The 18,414-nt window shown below is 39.3% G+C and carries 19 protein-coding genes, 1 tRNA gene and 1 pseudogene; 5 read left to right on the forward strand and 16 right to left on the reverse strand.

The window, feature by feature from the left end; translation table 11 throughout:
• Positions 1 to 208 precede the first annotated feature (208 nt).
• Entirely contained in the window at positions 209 to 325 is a 117-nt protein-coding gene (locus PR699_RS19670; RefSeq protein WP_113742863.1) for a putative zinc ribbon protein, read from the forward strand.
• 27 nt (positions 326 to 352) lie between these two features.
• Here PR699_RS19670 and arsC read toward each other — a convergent pair whose 3' ends face one another.
• From arsC to PR699_RS05925, 7 genes and pseudogenes are all read right to left on the reverse strand, one after another.
• Positions 353 to 778, reverse strand: coding sequence for a glutaredoxin-dependent arsenate reductase (gene arsC / locus PR699_RS05895; RefSeq protein WP_014656469.1), 426 nt, complete (start codon positions 776 to 778; stop codon positions 353 to 355).
• Between the two features lie 10 nt (positions 779 to 788).
• Positions 789 to 2,078 (reverse strand): arsenic transporter, encoded by a 1,290-nt coding sequence (locus tag PR699_RS05900; protein WP_004922295.1) that lies wholly within the window; start codon positions 2,076 to 2,078, stop codon positions 789 to 791.
• A 55-nt stretch (positions 2,079 to 2,133) separates the two neighbouring features.
• Positions 2,134 to 3,885, reverse strand: a complete 1,752-nt coding sequence (gene arsA / locus PR699_RS05905) for an arsenical pump-driving ATPase (protein ID WP_014656470.1) — start codon at positions 3,883 to 3,885, stop codon at positions 2,134 to 2,136.
• Positions 3,886 to 3,898: 13 nt separating this feature from the next.
• Positions 3,899 to 4,264 (reverse strand): arsenite efflux transporter metallochaperone ArsD, encoded by a 366-nt coding sequence (gene arsD, locus PR699_RS05910; RefSeq protein WP_004922301.1) that lies wholly within the window; start codon positions 4,262 to 4,264, stop codon positions 3,899 to 3,901.
• Positions 4,265 to 4,311: 47 nt separating this feature from the next.
• Positions 4,312 to 4,647 (reverse strand): metalloregulator ArsR/SmtB family transcription factor, encoded by a 336-nt coding sequence (locus PR699_RS05915; protein ID WP_004922304.1) that lies wholly within the window; start codon positions 4,645 to 4,647, stop codon positions 4,312 to 4,314.
• A gap of 127 nt (positions 4,648 to 4,774) precedes the next feature.
• Positions 4,775 to 4,952: pseudogene (locus PR699_RS05920) on the reverse strand (integrase core domain-containing protein); the annotation flags it as partial.
• A gap of 48 nt (positions 4,953 to 5,000) precedes the next feature.
• Positions 5,001 to 5,077, reverse strand: a tRNA-Arg gene (locus PR699_RS05925).
• 188 nt (positions 5,078 to 5,265) lie between these two features.
• Between PR699_RS05925 and folD the strand changes: the two genes are divergently transcribed.
• A complete protein-coding gene (gene folD, locus PR699_RS05930) occupies positions 5,266 to 6,123 on the forward strand; it encodes a bifunctional methylenetetrahydrofolate dehydrogenase/methenyltetrahydrofolate cyclohydrolase FolD (protein WP_004922311.1) in 858 nt (285 codons plus the stop codon).
• Positions 6,124 to 6,140: 17 nt separating this feature from the next.
• On the forward strand, positions 6,141 to 6,353 hold the full coding sequence (ybcJ, locus tag PR699_RS05935; RefSeq protein WP_014656527.1) for a ribosome-associated protein YbcJ: 213 nt from the start codon (positions 6,141 to 6,143) through the stop codon (positions 6,351 to 6,353).
• Between the two features lie 464 nt (positions 6,354 to 6,817).
• On the opposite strand, the gene PR699_RS05940 is transcribed toward ybcJ, so the two are convergent.
• From PR699_RS05940 to cysS, 9 genes are all read right to left on the reverse strand, one after another.
• Positions 6,818 to 7,960 carry a hypothetical protein gene (locus PR699_RS05940; RefSeq protein WP_004922316.1) on the reverse strand — a complete coding sequence of 381 codons (1,143 nt, stop codon included), beginning with the start codon at positions 7,958 to 7,960 and terminating at the stop codon, positions 6,818 to 6,820.
• Positions 7,961 to 7,985: 25 nt separating this feature from the next.
• Complete coding sequence (locus PR699_RS05945) at positions 7,986 to 10,586, reverse strand: fimbria/pilus outer membrane usher protein (RefSeq protein ID WP_014656528.1); 2,601 nt, start codon at positions 10,584 to 10,586, stop codon at positions 7,986 to 7,988.
• Positions 10,587 to 10,682: 96 nt separating this feature from the next.
• On the reverse strand, positions 10,683 to 11,414 hold the full coding sequence (locus PR699_RS05950) for a molecular chaperone (RefSeq protein WP_014656529.1): 732 nt from the start codon (positions 11,412 to 11,414) through the stop codon (positions 10,683 to 10,685).
• The gene (locus tag PR699_RS05955; RefSeq protein WP_014656530.1) at positions 11,414 to 12,139 is read right to left on the reverse strand and encodes a molecular chaperone; all 726 of its coding nucleotides are present in this window, start codon (positions 12,137 to 12,139) and stop codon (positions 11,414 to 11,416) included. The genes PR699_RS05950 and PR699_RS05955 overlap by 1 nt, the downstream gene beginning before the upstream one ends.
• Positions 12,140 to 12,147: 8 nt before the next feature.
• Positions 12,148 to 12,744, reverse strand: coding sequence for a fimbrial protein (locus PR699_RS05960; protein WP_014656531.1), 597 nt, complete (start codon positions 12,742 to 12,744; stop codon positions 12,148 to 12,150).
• A 16-nt stretch (positions 12,745 to 12,760) separates the two neighbouring features.
• On the reverse strand, positions 12,761 to 13,312 hold the full coding sequence (locus PR699_RS05965) for a fimbrial protein (RefSeq protein WP_004922332.1): 552 nt from the start codon (positions 13,310 to 13,312) through the stop codon (positions 12,761 to 12,763).
• Positions 13,296 to 14,021: a molecular chaperone gene (locus PR699_RS05970; protein WP_014656532.1), complete on the reverse strand. Its 726-nt coding sequence runs from the start codon at positions 14,019 to 14,021 to the stop codon at positions 13,296 to 13,298. The genes PR699_RS05965 and PR699_RS05970 overlap by 17 nt, the downstream gene beginning before the upstream one ends.
• 70 nt (positions 14,022 to 14,091) lie before the next feature.
• Entirely contained in the window at positions 14,092 to 14,607 is a 516-nt protein-coding gene (locus PR699_RS05975; protein ID WP_014656533.1) for a fimbrial protein, read from the reverse strand.
• Between the two features lie 726 nt (positions 14,608 to 15,333).
• The gene (cysS, locus tag PR699_RS05980) at positions 15,334 to 16,722 is read right to left on the reverse strand and encodes a cysteine--tRNA ligase (RefSeq protein ID WP_014656534.1); all 1,389 of its coding nucleotides are present in this window, start codon (positions 16,720 to 16,722) and stop codon (positions 15,334 to 15,336) included.
• A gap of 409 nt (positions 16,723 to 17,131) precedes the next feature.
• Between cysS and ppiB the strand changes: the two genes are divergently transcribed.
• Both ppiB and PR699_RS05990 read left to right on the forward strand, forming a co-directional pair.
• Positions 17,132 to 17,626, forward strand: coding sequence for a peptidylprolyl isomerase B (gene ppiB / locus PR699_RS05985; RefSeq protein WP_004922346.1), 495 nt, complete (start codon positions 17,132 to 17,134; stop codon positions 17,624 to 17,626).
• A 14-nt stretch (positions 17,627 to 17,640) separates the two neighbouring features.
• On the forward strand, positions 17,641 to 18,390 hold the full coding sequence (locus PR699_RS05990) for a UDP-2,3-diacylglucosamine diphosphatase (RefSeq protein WP_014656535.1): 750 nt from the start codon (positions 17,641 to 17,643) through the stop codon (positions 18,388 to 18,390).
• Positions 18,391 to 18,414: the final 24 nt, after the last annotated feature.

Raw genomic sequence — 18,414 nt, forward strand, 5'->3', positions numbered from 1 at the left:
TCAAAAGAGATAGAAAGAGCCTTATTAGAAGCTACGGATAAAACAATCTCTTCAAAAGTAACAGTGACATTTTAACCTTCGCTTGATTAATCAACTTATTACAATAAGGGCCATTTTAATGTATCTATTAAAATGGCCCTTATTGTTAACTCATTCAACGTATAAACTTAATCAGTAATTTCATTCCGTTTTACCGATTTTAAAGGTTATGGATTGGTTTTGTGTACCGTGCCATGACGACTTTACAAATAATCAAAAATACTGCCCTACTTGCCATAAGGGCATTTGGTCTATTCCAACAAAGAATGTCGCTGATAAACATTAACCAACAACAATGATTTCAAAGCATCATTTACTTTATTCTGCACCCTTGTTTATCAACGACAACTTCACCATCTTCTTTGATAAATTCATTTTGTTGCTGATTAGGTAAGATATCTAACACGACTTCAGAAGGCCGACACAACTTTACGCCTAGCGGAGTGACGACAATCGGCCTATTAATTAGTATCGGGTACTGCAACATAAAATCAATGAGTTGGTCATCTGTATAGCTATCTTGTTCTAAATTTAATTGTTCATAGGGTTCGACATTTTTTCGTAATAACGCCCTTACCGTGATTTTCATATCGGCAATAAGTTTTACTAACACATCTCTAGAGGGTGGTGTTTCTAGATAATGAATAATCGCCGGCTCAATACCACTATTGCGGATCATTGCAAGGGTATTGCGTGAAGTGCCACAATTTGGGTTGTGGTAGATGGTGATCTCATTCATTGGGTTACCCTTAATTTAACAATGAAAGTCGAAGCACTAAAGCAACGAGTGTGACAATGAGCACAGGGATCGTCATGATAATCCCTGTTTTGAAATAATATCCCCATGTAATGGTCATGTTCTTTTGTGATAAAACATGTAACCACAACAATGTTGCTAAGCTACCAATTGGTGTAATTTTTGGCCCTAAATCTGCGCCAATTACATTGGCATAAACCATTGCTTGCTGAATTACCCCTGACGCTTCACTCCCTTCAATGGATAGAGCACCAATTAATACCGTTGGCATGTTATTCATTATGGATGATAAAAATGCGGTAATAAATCCAGTTCCCAGAGTTGCTACCCATAACCCTTTATCGGCAAGGTAATTGAGCGTTTCAGAAAGATAATCGGTTAACCCTGCATTTCTTAAGCCATAAACCACCAAGTACATACCTAAAGAGAAAATGACGATTTGCCACGGTGCACCACGTAAGACTTTTTTGGTATTAATCGTATGGCCTCTGGCTGCAATCACCCAAAGAATTAAGGCGCCAATTGCAGCAATAGCGCTAACAGGGATACCTAATGGTTCTAAAACAAAGAAACCGATGAGCAACAGCACCAATACGAGCCAACCTGCTTTAAACGTTGTCATGTCCTTAATGGCTAAAGCAGGCTCACTCAATTTAGTCATATCATATTGCTTAGGAATATCTTTACGGAAAAACCAATGCAGCATCACTAACGTTGCGATAATCGCCGCGATATCCACTGGCACCATAATTGAGGCATATTCAGTAAATCCAATATTAAAGAAGTCCGCAGAAACAATATTCACGAGGTTTGAAACGATAAGCGGTAAGCTCGCTGTATCTGCAATAAAACCCGCCGCCATGACAAACGCTAACGTCGTGCCTTTGTTGAAACCAAGTGCAAGTAACATCGCAATCACAATGGGCGTTAATATCAATGCCGCACCATCATTGGCAAATAAGGCTGCAACAGTTGCACCAAGCAATACGATATAACTGAATAACAGCCTTCCTTTACCACCGCCCCACTTGGCAACATGTAATGCCGCCCATTCAAAGAAACCACTTTCATCTAAAAGTAGGCTAATAATAATCACTGCAACAAATGTCGCGGTGGCATTCCAAACAATGTTCCAAACAATCGGAATGTCTTGAAAACTGATCACACCAAAGATCAGTGCTAATACAGCCCCTACTGTAGCACTCCAGCCAATACCCAACCCTTTGGGCTGCCATATAACAAACGTAATCGTTAGAACAAAAATTAATGCGGCAATAAACATAACAACCTCGTTTAAAAGGTGCTTTCGTGCACCTTTTATTTTCTAAAAATAAAACTTATTCTGCGAGCTGACTTAATGCGGATATCCCCACAGGCTCAGTCTCAAGTAAAGGAACGATAGCAACACGTTTTGCTAACGTTGATGCCACCTTTTCAATCTGAACGACTTCCTGCTCTGCCCTTGAAAGTAACAATGGTGAGGTAGTTTCCGTGATAGATAGGCTATTATTAATTACCCACGCCCACGGATGTATATCTGCCCGTATTAAGTCATTCTGTAAGTTTTCCGCCTCAAGCACAGGCGTTGTTTCAGCGAGTGTCGTAATAATGACTTTGGTGCGCTCAGGATCTTGTAATTGCATCATAGGGGTCAAAAAGTGGCCTTTTTTGCCCATTTTCTTAGCAATTTCTTTATGATATGCCCCTGTTGCATCAAGAAGTAATAATGTATGTCCAGTCGGTGCAGTATCCATGACGACAAAACGTTTCCCTGCGTCTCTAATGATGCGAGAAAAGGCCTGAAACACAGCAATTTCTTCAGTACATGGAGAGCGCAAATCTTCCTCAAGTAATGCACGCCCCTCTGCATCTAAATCTTTCCCTTTTGTTTCTAAGACATAATTACGATAGCGTTCAGTTTCGGCGATGGGATCAATTCGGCTAACTTGAAGATTGGGTAAAACACCATCAAGTGTTGATTCAACATGAGCAGCAGGATCTGATGTAGTCAGATGCACATCAAGCCCTTTTTCTGCCAATTTAACCGCTATTGATGCTGCAATCGTTGTTTTCCCAACACCGCCTTTGCCCATTAACATAATCAGCCCATGTTGTTGCTGAGATATTTCCCCAACCAGTTCTGACAAGGAGGGTAAAGAAATAGGTTGTTTTGTCGGAGTAATGGTTGAAAATTGTGGCATGTCATTCGATAACAACTGCTTCAATGCATCGACACCAACCATATTGATATTTTGCAAATAAAGAATATCAATGGGTAACGAACGCAATGCCTCAGGCAGAGACTTTAATGCGGCTTGCTCTTGAGAGTAGAGTGCATGGGATAACTTATCATTTTCAGTCATCGCCGTTTCCGGGAAAACACCATTTATAATCAATTGTTGATTTTTGATACCCAGAGAAGACAATTCACTATAGGTCCTCGCAACCTCCCTCAAAGCGGCTGACTGAGGACGTGCAACCAATACTAACCTTGTTAGTGAGTTATCACTCAACGCTTGCACTGCCATGCTGTACTGCTCACGTTGTTTTTCAAGGCCAGACATTGGGCCTAAACATGTCGCACCGTCAGGATTGTCACTAATAAAATCACTCCACGCGCTCGGGAGTTGTAATAAACGGATGGTATGCCCCGTAGGTGCGGTATCAAAAATGATATGGTCAAATTGGCGGGTAATTTCGGTATTGGTTAACAATCCAGTAAATTCATCGAAAGCCGCAATCTCTGTGGTACAGGCGCCTGATAGCTGCTCCGTAATGCTTTGAATTACCGCTTCAGGTAAATTTTCTTTGATTGGATTAATAATTTTATTTCGATATTCTTCGGCAGCAGCTTGAGGGTCTATTTCAATGGCAAATAGGTTTGGAACCAATGTTATTGGCTGAATATTGTTGCCAATCGATTGAGAAAATACCTGCCCAACATTAGAAGCCGGATCCGTACTCACCAGTAAGACTTTTTTCCCTTCCTCTGCCAACTTGATTGCTGTCGCACAGGAAATAGAGGTTTTACCCACCCCCCCTTTTCCAGTGAAAAATAAATAATTAGGTGTGCTGTCTAAAAAATTCATTTTATCGCCCCTGTTAACAACATGTTTTGTCATTACCGCAACACGACTTAACTGTCTCCACCTTCTCAATATTCAGGCGAATACCAAACCATCTTGCTAGCTCATGACGTTTAGGGTATCGACCTGTCAGCACAATCTCACCATCAAGAATAAAGAGTGGGAGTGATTCGGCGCCAGCGGTTTCCAGAAATGTTTTTACTTTTATGTTGTTAACAAATGCCATAGGCTCTTGCGCTAAATTAAAACGCTTTACATTCGCTCCTTGTTTTTTTAACCAATCTGCATCTGTTGCAAAGTCCACTAATGCTTGATCAACTTCTGTTCCACAAACGCCAGTGCTACAGCATAACGCGGGATCAAATACTTCGAGTTTTTTCATGTCTCAACCTTATATATGATTTTTCGAATATGTTAATTTAAAAAATTTTATATAGAACAGCGATTAGCAGATTCTTTTTTCTCTAAGCTTTTGAGTAAATCTGCGACTCTATTTTTCTCTGTGGCATAGGTGACATCAATGATACTTTTTACCCACGGTAGTAATGCCGGAGATAGCCGATAATGAACCCATTTCCCATGTTTTGAATCGAGTAGAAGACCCGCCTCTCTAAGCATTGCTAGATGTCGAGAGGTCTTCGGTTGCGATAAATTTAAGGCCGTGTAGATATCACAGACACATAGCTCACCCGATGCTTTCAAAAGCAGCACGATATCGAGCCTAGTTTGGTCGCCTAAAATTTTAAACAGTTGTAATGGTTCCATATGTACCTCTTTAGCCTTTTCTTTAAATTATACCTAAAAAACACATACGTCAAATCGAATATGTTTTATTTATAAACCATTTGTTCCTTTTTGTACTAGTTGATAGAAAAGGTAAGAATCAATGATGATAATACCACGCTAACTCTCTAGCTTGGCTCAACGATTCAAATAAATAAGCAAATCAAAAAATTACGACAAAACGAACCATTAAAACGCTCGATAAAGCCATTTTGCTGTAGCTTATCGGGTTGAATATGGCATAACGCTATCTGATTATTTTCACAGTAATTAAATTAATTCACTGAATTTTAGGCATAAAAAAAGACATCAGTTGATGTCCATTGACTTCGAAATGGTACGCCCTACAGGGTTCGAACCTGTGACCTACGGCTTAGAAGGCCGTTGCTCTATCCAGCTGAGCTAAGGGCGCATAAGAGAAATGCGGCAACCTATACGGTTGATGGCGTTGAATTATACGGTTGCTACGCGCTGAGTCAATGGCTTTTCTCTACTAAAATAACTATCTGCTCATTTTATGTTACAGATTGAACTGACATTGGCGCTAACTTCTGACAAAATAGGCACATCCCCAAGTCTCATATATGGATTAAGTCACAGATGTTAGCAAAAATTATTGATGGGAAAACGATTGCGCAGACAATTCGGCAGGAAGTTGCCCAAAAAGTCCAACAACGTATAGAACAGGGCAAACGCGCACCAGGCCTTGCTGTTATCTTAGTCGGTGCAAACCCGGCTTCACAAATTTATGTCGGCAGCAAACGCCGTGCATGTGAAGAAGTGGGTTTCCTATCTCGCTCTTATGATTTGCCTGATACAACAACTGAAGCAGAGCTTCTAAAACTGATCGATGATTTAAACCAAGATACTGAAATCGATGGTATCTTAGTTCAGTTACCTCTGCCGGCGGGCATCGATAACGTTAAAGTTATTGAGCGCATTCACCCAGATAAAGACGTTGATGGGTTTCACCCTTATAATGTCGGCCGTTTATGCCAACGCGCACCACGTCTACGCCCATGCACACCAAGAGGGATTGTTACCCTGCTCGACCGCTACGGTATTAACACCTATGGGCTAAATGCCGTTATCATTGGTGCATCTAATATTGTTGGTCGCCCTATGAGCTTGGAGCTGCTACTTGCTGGCTGTACAACCACCGTGACTCACCGTTTTACAAAAGATCTTGAGCAACACGTTCGCAATGCCGATCTTTTAGTTGTTGCTGTAGGAAAACCGAATTTTATTCCGGGTGAATGGGTTAAACCGGGTGCTATCGTGATTGATGTTGGCATCAACCGCCTTGAAAATGGTAAAGTCACCGGTGATGTAGACTTTGATGAGGCCTCCAAATATGCCTCTTGGATCACCCCTGTACCAGGTGGTGTTGGCCCGATGACGGTAGCCACACTGATCCAAAATACATTGCAAGCGTGCGAAGAGTATCACGATATTTAATGAAATCAGGAGCTGTCATGGATATTTTCAGGCTTGAAGGCCACCCACACATAGAACTGTGTGATTTGCTCAAAATAGAAGGATGGGCAGAAAGCGGGGCAATGGCTAAGGCCATGATCGCTGAAGGCTTAGTGCAAGTTGATGGCGTAATAGAAACTCGCAAGCGTTGCAAAATCGCGGCAGGAAAAGTAGTTTCTATGGGCGACCAAAAAATCAAAGTTCAAGACTAAATACCAACAAGTAAGCTGATGTGCAGATCAGCTTACTTTTACCGCCATTTTCTCTATTAACATACTTTTCTCTCTCACTTACCACCGAGTCGGCTCATCTCAATCTCATCTTAAAATGAAGGCGAGTAAGCTTTATCCCACCAACGAGCTATAACTGAATAACTTATCTGTGACCGACATCCGAATTAGGAGAAATATTTGCACTCTATTCCAATAAACTATTCTTCCTAAACTAGATGATTAATTTAAGAAATTAATAGCCCAAGAATTATTTAGTCTCGAAATGTGATAATAACCGCCTATACCTATATTGCCTTTCTGCTGCACTGTGTGCCATTATCGAAAAGCAAGTTTGTAAGAGGTGCAACAACCACACCTAATAGCAACTCCTACTTGATTATGATAACAATTAATATACTTCTGTTTTCCCCCTTCAATGGGGGACTTTTTTATCTTACTTATTTTTATTTGAAAATTATATCAAGCTGTGCTGCGCCGGTTGCTTTCCCTGGTTTTTCCGTCTTATTAGGACATAGCGACCATACCAGCGGCTGAGATTGTGAAGAGCTTGCGGTTTGTGCGCCTATTTGCATGAAATTTAACCCTTGGTTATTGACAGAAAAAGGGATACTTGAAGTCCTATCCACGCAGCCTACTGCATCTGCTGCCGCATTACTGCCAATATAGCCGCGCACTAATCCCCCGATTGTGCCATCACTATAGTGTAAGCTAATTGCATGATTTCCGACGGCAGTTGATGGGGCAACAGGCTGCCCTGAAATAGCAATTTGGAAAGCTCGCCCATCATTAGCACCACAATTCACACTAATTGAAGATGTTGGATTGATAACGGGAAGCCCTTTTCTCGTATCAAATGAGACTTCTGTCGGCGTTGAAATGGAACAAGGTGGATAACTGACCGTCACTGTTCCGCTCGGAAAAATTAGATGGGAGACCAAATCACCCGATGAAGCTGATTTTATAAGATAAAGACTCGGTAACGTATAAGAGCCAGGCTTTGCATTATTACCAACATATAAAAATAACTCCCCTCGTATTGATGCCTTATTATTTTTCCTATTCGTATTCCATTGATGCTGAGTTGCTTCAGGCCAAGCAGAGCCACACCACATGGTCGACGCATTTTGTACTGGTGACGGTGTATAATTACCGTAGTTATCCCACGCCCCTTTTACAGTAACATCATGAAAAGGTCCTGATGTGCTCGCACCTGCTCCAACCGACGCAACCCCTGTTGCATTTGTACTACGAAAACCAATAATTATGTCCTGATCTACCCTATAACCTTTCATTTTACCCACCGTCATTTCATACGAGCTTGGTAAGCAATCAACCTTAGAAGAAGATGTATTAATACCAAAACCATCGGCCCTAATCGCGCTAGATGAATTTACGGCACTAATTTTTGTTAGGGTTATTTCGGCGTTCACATTACCAAGTGAAATAATCTCTTGGCCAGGCATCGCATTAAAATTTGCAGCCAACGCGACTGGATGGATAAAACCAAAGGCAATGACTGTGCTAGTCATATATTTATTAAACACTGAACTCATCATGGTTTTATATTTAAAATAATAATATTTCATGGTCAGGCAAATACCTTAATCTATTTTATAATTTCACAGGGGTACATGTATAAGTTACTTGGCGTATTGGTTGGTCTGCCTCTAACTCGATATTGGCTAAATCGAAGCGAACTTCACATTGTTTTTCTGTAGACTCCCCCCATTTAACCAATAATTTTCCTTTTTCAGGTAATCCTGTTAAATAAACCAGCCCTGAATCACCAACGATGCTGCTATAACTATCTGACGTATTTTGTAAGCTAGCTATCGCACCAAACGGCACATTGACATTATTCTTAATCAACGTCATTAACACTTGATACCCTCGTTTTGTCGCAAATTTAACCGGAACAACTGCGCCCTTACTCGGATAAATATTGATATTTGTTTGAGCAACATCGACATCATCAGGTAATGTTGTTGGGTCGATACTGATACTATTTCTCTTATAGTCAGAAAGATAAGGAGCTATACCATAACCTCGCCAATCAGAGTAAGAGGAACCATTATTAATACTGACATTCGGTGCATCCGGTAAATAAACTAATGCGACTGATTCCCCCATATTTTTTGTCAGTGTAAGTCCGCCGGAATGGAGCAGCATGCCGCCATTTGCGTTCATATTAAATGTCTTCATCTGGCTACTATAACTATACCCCGCGGTAATACTTCCCTTACTTCCTTGATAACCAGCATTAATATTACTGCTATTAGCGCCATCTTTATTTTCCCAACTTTGAGAAGCGCTATAGGTAAAATCACCATCCATCAAACTACCATTTATCCCAGTTTGAATTTGCGATTTACCATTGTTATCGCGTGTATAGTAGCTAGTAGAATAAATAGACTGTAAGGAATCTGAATAACCAAATACACTAAATGGAATACTTATGTTAAAGGAAATTTGTCTATTCTCAGGCCAATTTCCGTTATCATCTTTAACCCTATCAATAGTAAAGTTACTGCCATAAGTTATCCCTTTATAGCTATTACTGTAGCCAATCGAACCTCCAGTTTGGGTTCTAGAGCTTCCCCAATAATCATCACGCGTAGCTCGAAGGTAAATTGTTCCCCATTCTCCCATACGCTGGCTGACTTGAGTTTGGAAACTACTACGCCGTCTTTGCATTGACCACGGGTAAACCCCGTCTTCAAGCTGATAACCTTCAGAGTTAAATTCACTAAAATTATAATAGTTACGTGTTGAATAACGTAATGCGGTGAGATCTACGGAGGTTCCCGTATTCATCATACTTTTCGAGTAACGAAGGCGATAAGACTGCCCCGTTTTCCGTGAGTTGTGATTTAATTTTGCAGCAGAAGCCGTGATATCAAGAGAAATGGCACCTACGTTGCCTAGTGAAATACCCGTTCCTACGTTTGCAGCTTGGTAATCTTCAGCAGCTAATACACCACCATAAACTGTGGTGTCATAAGGTAACCCATAAACAGCCGTTCCTAATAAAAAATCGGCCTCGCGGGATTGATTCGTCACATTACCGTCATAACGTCCAACCGTAACTTCATATTTCCAGCCACCGGGCCTTAGCATGACAGGTAATGATGAGTAAGGCACAATGAACTTCCGTTCAGTACCATTTGCCTCAGTGATAGTGACATCATAGTCACCTGAAAGCCCTGCTTCTTGAATATCATTGATGTAAAAAGCACCTGGAGCGACATAGGTTTCATAGATAATATTCCCATTTTGGCGAACGGTTACCCTTGCATTACTATTCGCAACCCCTTCTATGGGTGGAGCATAGCCCCGTAGCTGGCTTGGTAGCATCTCTTCGCTAGAACTCAATTTTATACCGCGAAAAGGAACACTATCAAAAACATCACTCCCCGTATTATTTTCACCAACTAACAGCACAGAGCGCAGTGGGAATAATTCGCGGTATAAATATGTATTCGTAAAACGGGTATAGTGCTGGTTATTATCTTGGTTATCACCACCATCCGTTTTTATTTGGCTATGGGTGATCGTGCTCCGTAAACGCCATGCCCCCGCGTTCAAACCAGCTCTGACTGTTGCAAAGAAGTTATCGGTTTTTCTATCTGAGCTATACCGTGAACTATTTTCAGTATGCCCATAACTTAAATTATAATTCGCAATAAGTGCCGGGATCCCATAATCCAATAAGTCAGGATCGAGTACCTCAGTATGGCTCGATTTCATTGCTATCTGCGGAATACTGATTTCAAGTTCTAGAATAGAAATATCAAAATGTGTTGATGCATCTGGGATCAAAGCCGGCAAATTATCAATCGGGTAATCTAACGGCAAATCCTTTGTTGTAGGAAGTTGCTTAATATTAACGCCATGTTTTTCTAGTAGCTCAGGTGTTAATACTGGAGAAACAACGCCTTGTTTATTTTCCTTAAATGTAATTGGAAGTTGCCCAATACCGACCTTATTAATATAAACAGAAACGAGATATTCACCCGGAGCAATACTCCCTTTTTTAGAATACACGGATAAATCAACTTGATCGGTTTCTCCCATTGCTTGTAAAAAAGCAGGATCAAAATAATCTTCTGCGGTAGCGGAGTGAATGCTTAACATCAAGCACAACGCAATAGGATGCCATGTAAACTTAGCTGGACTTACGCAAGCAGGTAGTGTGTGCTTATTTCTATTCATATTTATATCCATTGACTTATCAATAGCAAAATTAAGCCTAAAGCAGTAAGTGCTCTTTTTTACTTATATTCATTTCAATAACGAGTTCTGAAATAATTACAATAAACGCGTATATTGCTGTGTTACTCCACCATCTTGGTCAATTAAACTCCATTCAAGCTCACCTTTAATATTCTCAGGTAATGGATACCGCTGTTGCCCCATAGGTGGAACCATTTCAAATAGAGATAAAGAGTCAACATCTTGATTGCCCACTTTTATTGAATAAAAAGTGACATAATAAGGTGTTGGATTTTTAACAACTAAAGAGTCCTTATCACGAGAAAAAACTAATTTTTTTGATATTTCATCAGTACCATATTTGGGTAAACCACTTGGACGATAAAAAAGTTTTAAATGATTCTGTGTCGCAATAATCATTTGTGACTTTCCTGTATGGCCTGTTTCTTTTTTCTGATTAGGTATCGCCTTAATGTTAAGAATAAATAGTGACTCACGATCTTGCGGCATTTTATGATTAATTGATTTAATCATTAATACGACCGCGTCTTTTTCATTTATTTTTTCTAATGGCGGCAAAACAATAAAATCAGGCTTATTAAGTCCATCATCATTTGGGTTTACAACTTGAGATTGCAATAAATAAGCCATATTACTGTAATTAGTCACTTTAAAGGGTACACCTTTTTTCGCAGACTCTGGATAAATGACCCTTGTCGATTGCATGGCAATGCCATCATGCTTCACCATATTTTGCCCATAAGATGAAAGAGAAAATAACCAGAAGCAATGAAAAATAAACAAAGTAAACCATGATGAGCGTCTCATTATTTTTTCTCCGTATGACCCATTAAATAATGATACTCTCGACTTTCTCCACCAAAATCATTAACAACTCGCCAAGTTACCTCTTTAGCATTTTGGTTGATGTGATATTTTATTTCCGAAAACGGTGCAACCATCATTCCATTATTTTGATTATCAATTTGTTGTCCATTCACCTTTAACGAAGAAAAGGTCTGAAAATAGGCTGTTGGGTTATTTACAACTAAAACATTTCCTTTTTGTTGAAAAGTGAGTTGTGATGCTGACGAATTTACACCCTTGATAATACTTTCAGGGCGATAAAATAGTTTAATCACCATTTGCAAACCAAAAGAGACTTGTGAGTAATTATCACTCTCCTCACTTAATCCTTCCTTAGGTATACTCGGTATTGCTAAAAAGCTTAAATAGAAAACCGATTCCCTATCTTTAGGTAGATGCTTTATCTGATTAGGAACAATCACTACCGTATTTTGACTTTGTGGCTCCATTCTAAATAATGGTGGATTTACTAAAAAGGGAGCCTTTTCTAAGCTATCAGGTGAAATAAGTGCATTAACTTTAATTAAATAGGTATTATTGCTACGATTTTGAATCGTTGCTTTTGTGTTTTTATCGGTCTCTAAAAAGATCACACGCGTTTGATTCAATAACACACCGCCATCCGCAATAGCGCTATTAAATAGAGAACTAAGCAATAATGTTAATAAAGCTAAGAAATATTTCATCATCGTTTTCAGTCATAAAGAAATTGAAAAGTTACGGTGCTGTGTAATTTCCCAGCTTGTAATTCGCCACTACAATTCCCGCATGAAATTGTTGCCGTAAATGGTATTTTGGTTTTATTCAATATTGATAGTGGACTTTCTGCCACCCAATTAGCATTAATTAATCCTGTTTCGGCTACATTAGTATTTTTCTTGAAATAAGTATTTCCTTCAGTACTAAGTAAAAAACCATATCCTTTAGTAGTTGAGCTTGCTGAGTTCACATATAGATGACGCCCACCAAGGGTTTTGCTTTCCCCCGTAACTTTAATTTTCGGCGTATAGTGTGTTAACCCTTTACTATCACAATCAATAAAGTCTAAGGTAAATTTTTCTTGTTTAGCTGTACCATTTTTAACCTGAGAGGTCGAAATATTAGCGCCATTATTAAACGCAATAACTGGATGACTAACGCTAATTTCACATGTGCCTTGAAAGTATTCAGCTGAAAAATTTATTTGAACTGGTGCAGCCTTTGCTAAGGGTAAATAACTCAATGTCAGTATCATCAAGCTAATTTGCGTCACCCGCTTTAATTTCTTATACAATGTAAAAAAATTCTGCACAGTGGCCCCTTACTTTTCACTGAAAAAGAACGGTAAATGTAATATTGGCTTTTAAAAAATCAGGGGTAACTGTGTTATCCACGCTTACAAGCCCAATCCCAAAATACTCGGTACTTGAAAATTGGTTCGATGAATTTAGCGGTGTTAAAGCCACCTGTTTTCCTTGATTTTCTAGCGCGTCACCATTATAGAAATCATTTAATCCAAGCTCTTTTTTACCATGCTGGATCATAAACCCTGTGCCATTAGGCGTACTGTCTAAAAAAACTTGATTATTACCGCTATAAGGCGTTATGCCTTTTAATGTTAATAACGGTGTGGTATTTCCCCCTTCACAGGTCACTTTTGCTGAAATAGGTTGAATTTCAACTGTTGTTTTTGCTGTTGGGAAACTAGCAACCGAATAAGGCTTAAAATGTAGCGCCTTATCTGATAATTCAATGGAACAACTACCATCGACTAAGGAAGCCGACAAATCAACTTCTGCAGTACCTACCGCATATAATTGGCCAATGTTAGTTAGCATCAGCACAAAAAAGATCGAGGAAGACTTATTGAACCCAACCATCGAATTGATCCTTTCCGCCAAAGTCATTGATTGCGCTCCACTGTACTTTGCCTTTTTGGTGAATATCTTGATACAGCATGTCACTAAAAGGCGAAATCATGGTATTACCTAATTTAGGCTCCAGCTTAGCGAGCTTATTGCCCACTTTGATTTCACTGAGCGTAATATAATAAGGTGTCGGATTGGTCACCTTTAAGCCATTATTTTGCAAAGAGAACTTCAATAAGCCCATTGCCTCTTTTTGGCTGACAGAAAACTGAACAGGTCTATAGAATAATTTTATTGTGTTTCCCGTTGCGATTTGCAATGAGCCTGCTAATTTGGGGGTAGAGTTATTATCTAACCTATCCGTTGCAGGTAGCGCTATTGCTCTAAAATAAAAAATAGACTCACGATCTTTAGGTAAGTCATTTTTAACTTTTAGAATTTTAACTTGATTCAAGTCACTCGGTTCTAAACGGAACATTGAAGGTGTGGTGATAAAATTATTTTGCGCTATTTGCCCCTGTACATCACGGTAAATTTGCGTACGAACTAAATAAGGAGTATTCGAATTATCTTCACTTTTGATAGTAATATTAGCCCCTACATTATCCTGACTTTCATTATAAATTATACGAGTTCCATGCAGCACGATCCCCGCCATTGCTGAAGTTGTACTCAGTAATAATAATATGGTTCCGATAACTCTAAATACTTTTACTATCATTTCCCTATCCTAATAATTCACCTTAAACGATAAAATGAAGCGCAGGGCTCTGCGCTTCAAATATTATTAATTACTCAGATGCGTAAGAAATAATAATTGGCGCTGAATAGGCACCAACAGCAGGCGAGGCATCCGTTGTACCCATACCAACTTTGAAGGTATACGTTATTGGTGCAGTATCAGAAACAGTCACAGGAATTGCTTTGTTTGCAACAACTTGATCGGTTTTACCCTCTTCTTGCAGCATAAAGCCAACGGTTGAACTTTCACCAATGAAGATATTTTTTGCAGTATTTGAAGTAGCCGTTGTGCCTTGTACATACAGTGCACCTTTATCGGATGCCTTGTCACACGCATCTAATTGTACGACAAGTGGAGTATCACCGTTTTGTACATTTGGACTAAAGGTATCTTGAGCAAATTTACCTACATAAAATACTGAATTACCACCATTAGCAGTCACATTACAAGTTACCGCCGTAATTACACCATTAAGTGTAATATTGTCACTATTACTACCAGCAACAGCACCTAGGCTGACACCGGTAAATAACATCGCTGTAATTAACTTAGTTTTAAAAGCCATGATATACCTCATGAACAAGTAGTGATTAATAGAGCCTAAATAGACCCCACAACAAATACAAAATAAAGAAATAAAAAATCAATTTAAAACAAGAATAGGAGTTTATTCATACTCATCAGAATAATAGATAAAAATAAAAGTATGTAAATACCTACAATTTTAATAATTGAAAAATATCACGTCATTATATTATTTTTACCTTTATATAAATCTAAGTTTTTATTTAAAATAATATAGTAAAAACACTTAAAGCGAAAAAACAAGCAACAAAACCCATAACGACTAAATATTAAACACGAAATTAGAATATAAATTTATATTAGATTCCATTGGTAGTTTTTTATTTCAATTAGGTGTTAATACTTATTATCGTTAGATGACAATAACTGTTATTTATTAAAAAAGTTAAAAATAATTAATTATTATAAAATACAACTTATTCAAAATACACTTATTATGATAGTCGCAAAAAGACCAACCTTGCGTTTACTCCCAAAATAACGCTGTTTTTTTCTATCTCTATTTTATAAATATAAAGATAATTAATATGTGATACCGCATAAAGTTTAATTCAGCTAATCTATTAAGCTGAATCGATAAAAATTTGACTTATTGCGCTAATAATAGGGCTAGCTGTTGAATATCGATAGATATAATAAAACCCGTTAAAATGATTGAGTGCTATCTACTCAAATTTTAACGGGTTGATTTTAAATAAAGATAAGACTATTTACGGCGCCAAGTTGTTCCTTGAGCACCATCTTCTAATACGATTCCCATTGCCGTCAGTTCATCACGGGCTGCATCAGCCAATGCCCACTCTTTATTTTTACGAGCATCATTACGCTGTTTAATTAACGCTTCAATTTTAGCCACTTCTTCGTCGCCTTCACCTTGAGCATTACCTTGTAAAAAGGCTTCCGGGTCTTGCTCAAGTAAACCAAGCACCCCCGCTAATTTACGTAACTCAGAGGCCAATTCATTGGCTGCAACCTTATTTTCTGACTTCAGTCGGTTGATTTCACGCGCCATATCAAACAGTACGGAATAAGCTTCAGGTGTATTGAAGTCATCATTCATGGCATCTTCAAAACGTTTTTTAAAGATTTCACCACCCGCTGGGGCGACTGATTTATCAGTACCACGTAAGGCAGTATATAAACGTTCTAAGGCTGTACGTGCTTGTTTCAAATTCTCTTCAGTGTAATTAAGTTGGCTACGATAATGACCAGATAGCAAGAAATAGCGCACTGTTTCAGGGTCGTAATACTCAAGCACATCACGGATAGTAAAGAAATTATTCAGTGACTTAGACATTTTTTCACGATCAACCATCACCATTCCTGAGTGCATCCAATAATTCACATAAGGACCATCGTGAGCACAAGATGATTGCGCAATTTCGTTTTCATGATGTGGGAACATCAAATCCGAACCACCGCCGTGAATATCAAAATGGTTACCCAATGCTTTGCTATTCATCGCGGAACATTCAATGTGCCAACCTGGGCGACCTAACCCCCATGGTGATTCCCAGCTAGGCTCGCCTTCTTTTGACATTTTCCAAAGAACGAAGTCCATCGGATTACGTTTTGAATCAGCAACTTCAACACGTGCGCCAGCTTGCAGTTGCTCTAGGTCTTGGCGAGACAATTGACCATAATTTTTATCCGTTTTGACTTCAAACATCACGTCACCGTTATCTGCCACATAAGCGTGACCTCGTTTAATAAGCAGATCGGTGATTTCGATAATTTCATCAATATGCTGGGTGGCTCGCGGCTCACTGTCTGGGCGTAAAATATTTAATGCATCAAAATCTTTATGCATCTCAGCTAACATCCGTGTTGTCAGCGAATCGACGGTTTCATTATTTTCAGCCGCACGTTTGATAATTTTATCGTCAATATCTGTTACATTACGCACATAATTCAGGTCATATCCCAAATAGCGCAAGTAGCGGCTAATCGCATCGAAAGCGACGAAGGTTCGACCATGACCAATATGACACAAGTCATAAATGGTGATACCACACACGTACATCCCTATTTTCCCTGGATGAATGGGTTTAAACTCTTCTTTTTGACGACTCAGTGTATTAAAAATCTGTAGCATCTGAACTATTCCGTTTAATGTGTACGTGTTTTTCCTTATTGGCTTACCTTGATTCAAGCCGCAACACAAACGGCGACTGCCTTTAACGCTAGCCATACATATTGCCTATGCCTAGCCGACTAGTCTGTTGCCGCCCTGTTACACCTTGAATTATTTAGCGTATTACTCGCTCAAGCTATAAGGGGTATCTCAATAATAAGGTATCAACCTGTTAAATAGAGTGATATTGAAACCTGAACATTGCAATAATGCAAGGTTTAACCATAGTGTTTACCTGTCTATTTTTATCACTCGCTGCTTTTACAAACCAGACTGTGACTTCAAGTCAGGTTTCATCTGTGATATAAACTTTCTGACAACAACGCCTTCATAAGAAGGCGCAATAAAACAATTATTCAGGATAGCTATTATGGTTACTTTTCATACCAATCACGGTGATATTGTTATTAAGACTTTTGACGATAAAGCCCCTGTTACTGTCGAAAACTTTTTAAGCTATTGCCGTGAAGGTTTTTACAATAATACCATTTTCCATCGAGTCATTGACGGTTTCATGATCCAAGGCGGTGGCTTTGAGCCAGGCATGAAACAAAAAGCAACAAAAGCACAAATCAAAAACGAAGCTAACAATGGCTTAAAAAATACGCGTGGTACTCTTGCTATGGCACGTACCAACGACCCTCACTCAGCGACAGCACAGTTCTTCATTAACGTTGTTGATAACGACTTCCTTAACTTCCGTTCAGAACGTCCTGAAGGCTGGGGCTATTGTGTCTTTGCTGAAGTTGTAGAAGGCATGGACGTTGTTGACAAAATCAAAGGCGTTGCAACAGGAAACAGCGGTTTCCACCAAGACGTTCCTCGCGAAGATGTTGTGATCGAAAAAGTGACTGTTAGCGAATAATTCGACTCAACAATATGTCCACTTATATCATTGCAGATTTGCATTTGAGTGAAGATGAACCGGCGATCACCGCCGGTTTTATGAATTTTATTCATCAGCAAGCAATTCATGCCGATAGCCTCTATATACTCGGTGATTTTTTCAATTACTGGATTGGAGATGACGATAAAACCCCACTCCACCAGCAAGTCGCCAATGCCCTAACAATGCTCACTGAGCGAGGCATTCCCTGCTACTTTATCCATGGTAATCGAGACTTTTTACTTGGGAAACGTTATGCCAAACAATGTGGTATGACTATACTCAACCAAGAAACATTACTGGAGCTTTATGGTAAACGCGTACTCATTTTACACGGTGATACACTGTGTATTGATGATCAGGCTTATCAAAATTACCGTAAAAAAGTGCATACGCCTTGGATCCAACGCCTATTTTTAGCCCTACCGCTGTTTATTCGCCGGCGGATAGCAGAAAAAATGCGCCAAAACAGCCAATACGCCAGCAGTATGAAGGCCGAATCAATCATGGATGTCAACCCACAAGCGGTGATTAACGCCTTAACAAATTACCAAGCTGATTGGATGATCCATGGGCATACACATCGTCCTGCTATTCATGAAGTGAAGGTTGGCGATAAGTGCTGCTATCGTGGTGTATTAGGAGCATGGCACCATGAAGGCTCCGCATTTGTGATTAACGAACAAGGTATCGAACTTATTTTTTTCCCTTTCGAGCCTAAGACACACTCGACTCGCTCTTAAACCCCCAGTCTGTTTGCTGACATT

The sequence above is a fragment of the Providencia sp. PROV268 genome (assembly GCF_028477805.1).
Lineage (GTDB): Bacteria > Pseudomonadota > Gammaproteobacteria > Enterobacterales > Enterobacteriaceae > Providencia > Providencia stuartii.

Excerpts from the sequence above, each read along its gene's own strand:
- PR699_RS19670 (WP_113742863.1), top strand. The coding sequence starts at position 209 with ATGGATTGGTTTTGTGTACCGTGCCATGACGACTTTACAAATAATCAA.
- arsC (WP_014656469.1), bottom strand. The coding sequence starts at position 778 with ATGAATGAGATCACCATCTACCACAACCCAAATTGTGGCACTTCACGC.
- PR699_RS05900 (WP_004922295.1), bottom strand. The coding sequence starts at position 2,078 with ATGTTTATTGCCGCATTAATTTTTGTTCTAACGATTACGTTTGTTATA.
- arsA (WP_014656470.1), bottom strand. The coding sequence starts at position 3,885 with ATGAATTTTTTAGACAGCACACCTAATTATTTATTTTTCACTGGAAAA.
- arsD (WP_004922301.1), bottom strand. The coding sequence starts at position 4,264 with ATGAAAAAACTCGAAGTATTTGATCCCGCGTTATGCTGTAGCACTGGC.
- PR699_RS05915 (WP_004922304.1), bottom strand. The coding sequence starts at position 4,647 with ATGGAACCATTACAACTGTTTAAAATTTTAGGCGACCAAACTAGGCTC.
- folD (WP_004922311.1), top strand. The coding sequence starts at position 5,266 with ATGTTAGCAAAAATTATTGATGGGAAAACGATTGCGCAGACAATTCGG.
- ybcJ (WP_014656527.1), top strand. The coding sequence starts at position 6,141 with ATGGATATTTTCAGGCTTGAAGGCCACCCACACATAGAACTGTGTGAT.
- PR699_RS05940 (WP_004922316.1), bottom strand. The coding sequence starts at position 7,960 with ATGAAATATTATTATTTTAAATATAAAACCATGATGAGTTCAGTGTTT.
- PR699_RS05945 (WP_014656528.1), bottom strand. The coding sequence starts at position 10,586 with ATGAATAGAAATAAGCACACACTACCTGCTTGCGTAAGTCCAGCTAAG.
- PR699_RS05950 (WP_014656529.1), bottom strand. The coding sequence starts at position 11,414 with ATGAGACGCTCATCATGGTTTACTTTGTTTATTTTTCATTGCTTCTGG.
- PR699_RS05955 (WP_014656530.1), bottom strand. The coding sequence starts at position 12,139 with ATGAAATATTTCTTAGCTTTATTAACATTATTGCTTAGTTCTCTATTT.
- PR699_RS05965 (WP_004922332.1), bottom strand. The coding sequence starts at position 13,312 with ATGGTTGGGTTCAATAAGTCTTCCTCGATCTTTTTTGTGCTGATGCTA.
- PR699_RS05970 (WP_014656532.1), bottom strand. The coding sequence starts at position 14,021 with ATGATAGTAAAAGTATTTAGAGTTATCGGAACCATATTATTATTACTG.
- PR699_RS05975 (WP_014656533.1), bottom strand. The coding sequence starts at position 14,607 with ATGGCTTTTAAAACTAAGTTAATTACAGCGATGTTATTTACCGGTGTC.
- cysS (WP_014656534.1), bottom strand. The coding sequence starts at position 16,722 with ATGCTACAGATTTTTAATACACTGAGTCGTCAAAAAGAAGAGTTTAAA.
- ppiB (WP_004922346.1), top strand. The coding sequence starts at position 17,132 with ATGGTTACTTTTCATACCAATCACGGTGATATTGTTATTAAGACTTTT.
- PR699_RS05990 (WP_014656535.1), top strand. The coding sequence starts at position 17,641 with ATGTCCACTTATATCATTGCAGATTTGCATTTGAGTGAAGATGAACCG.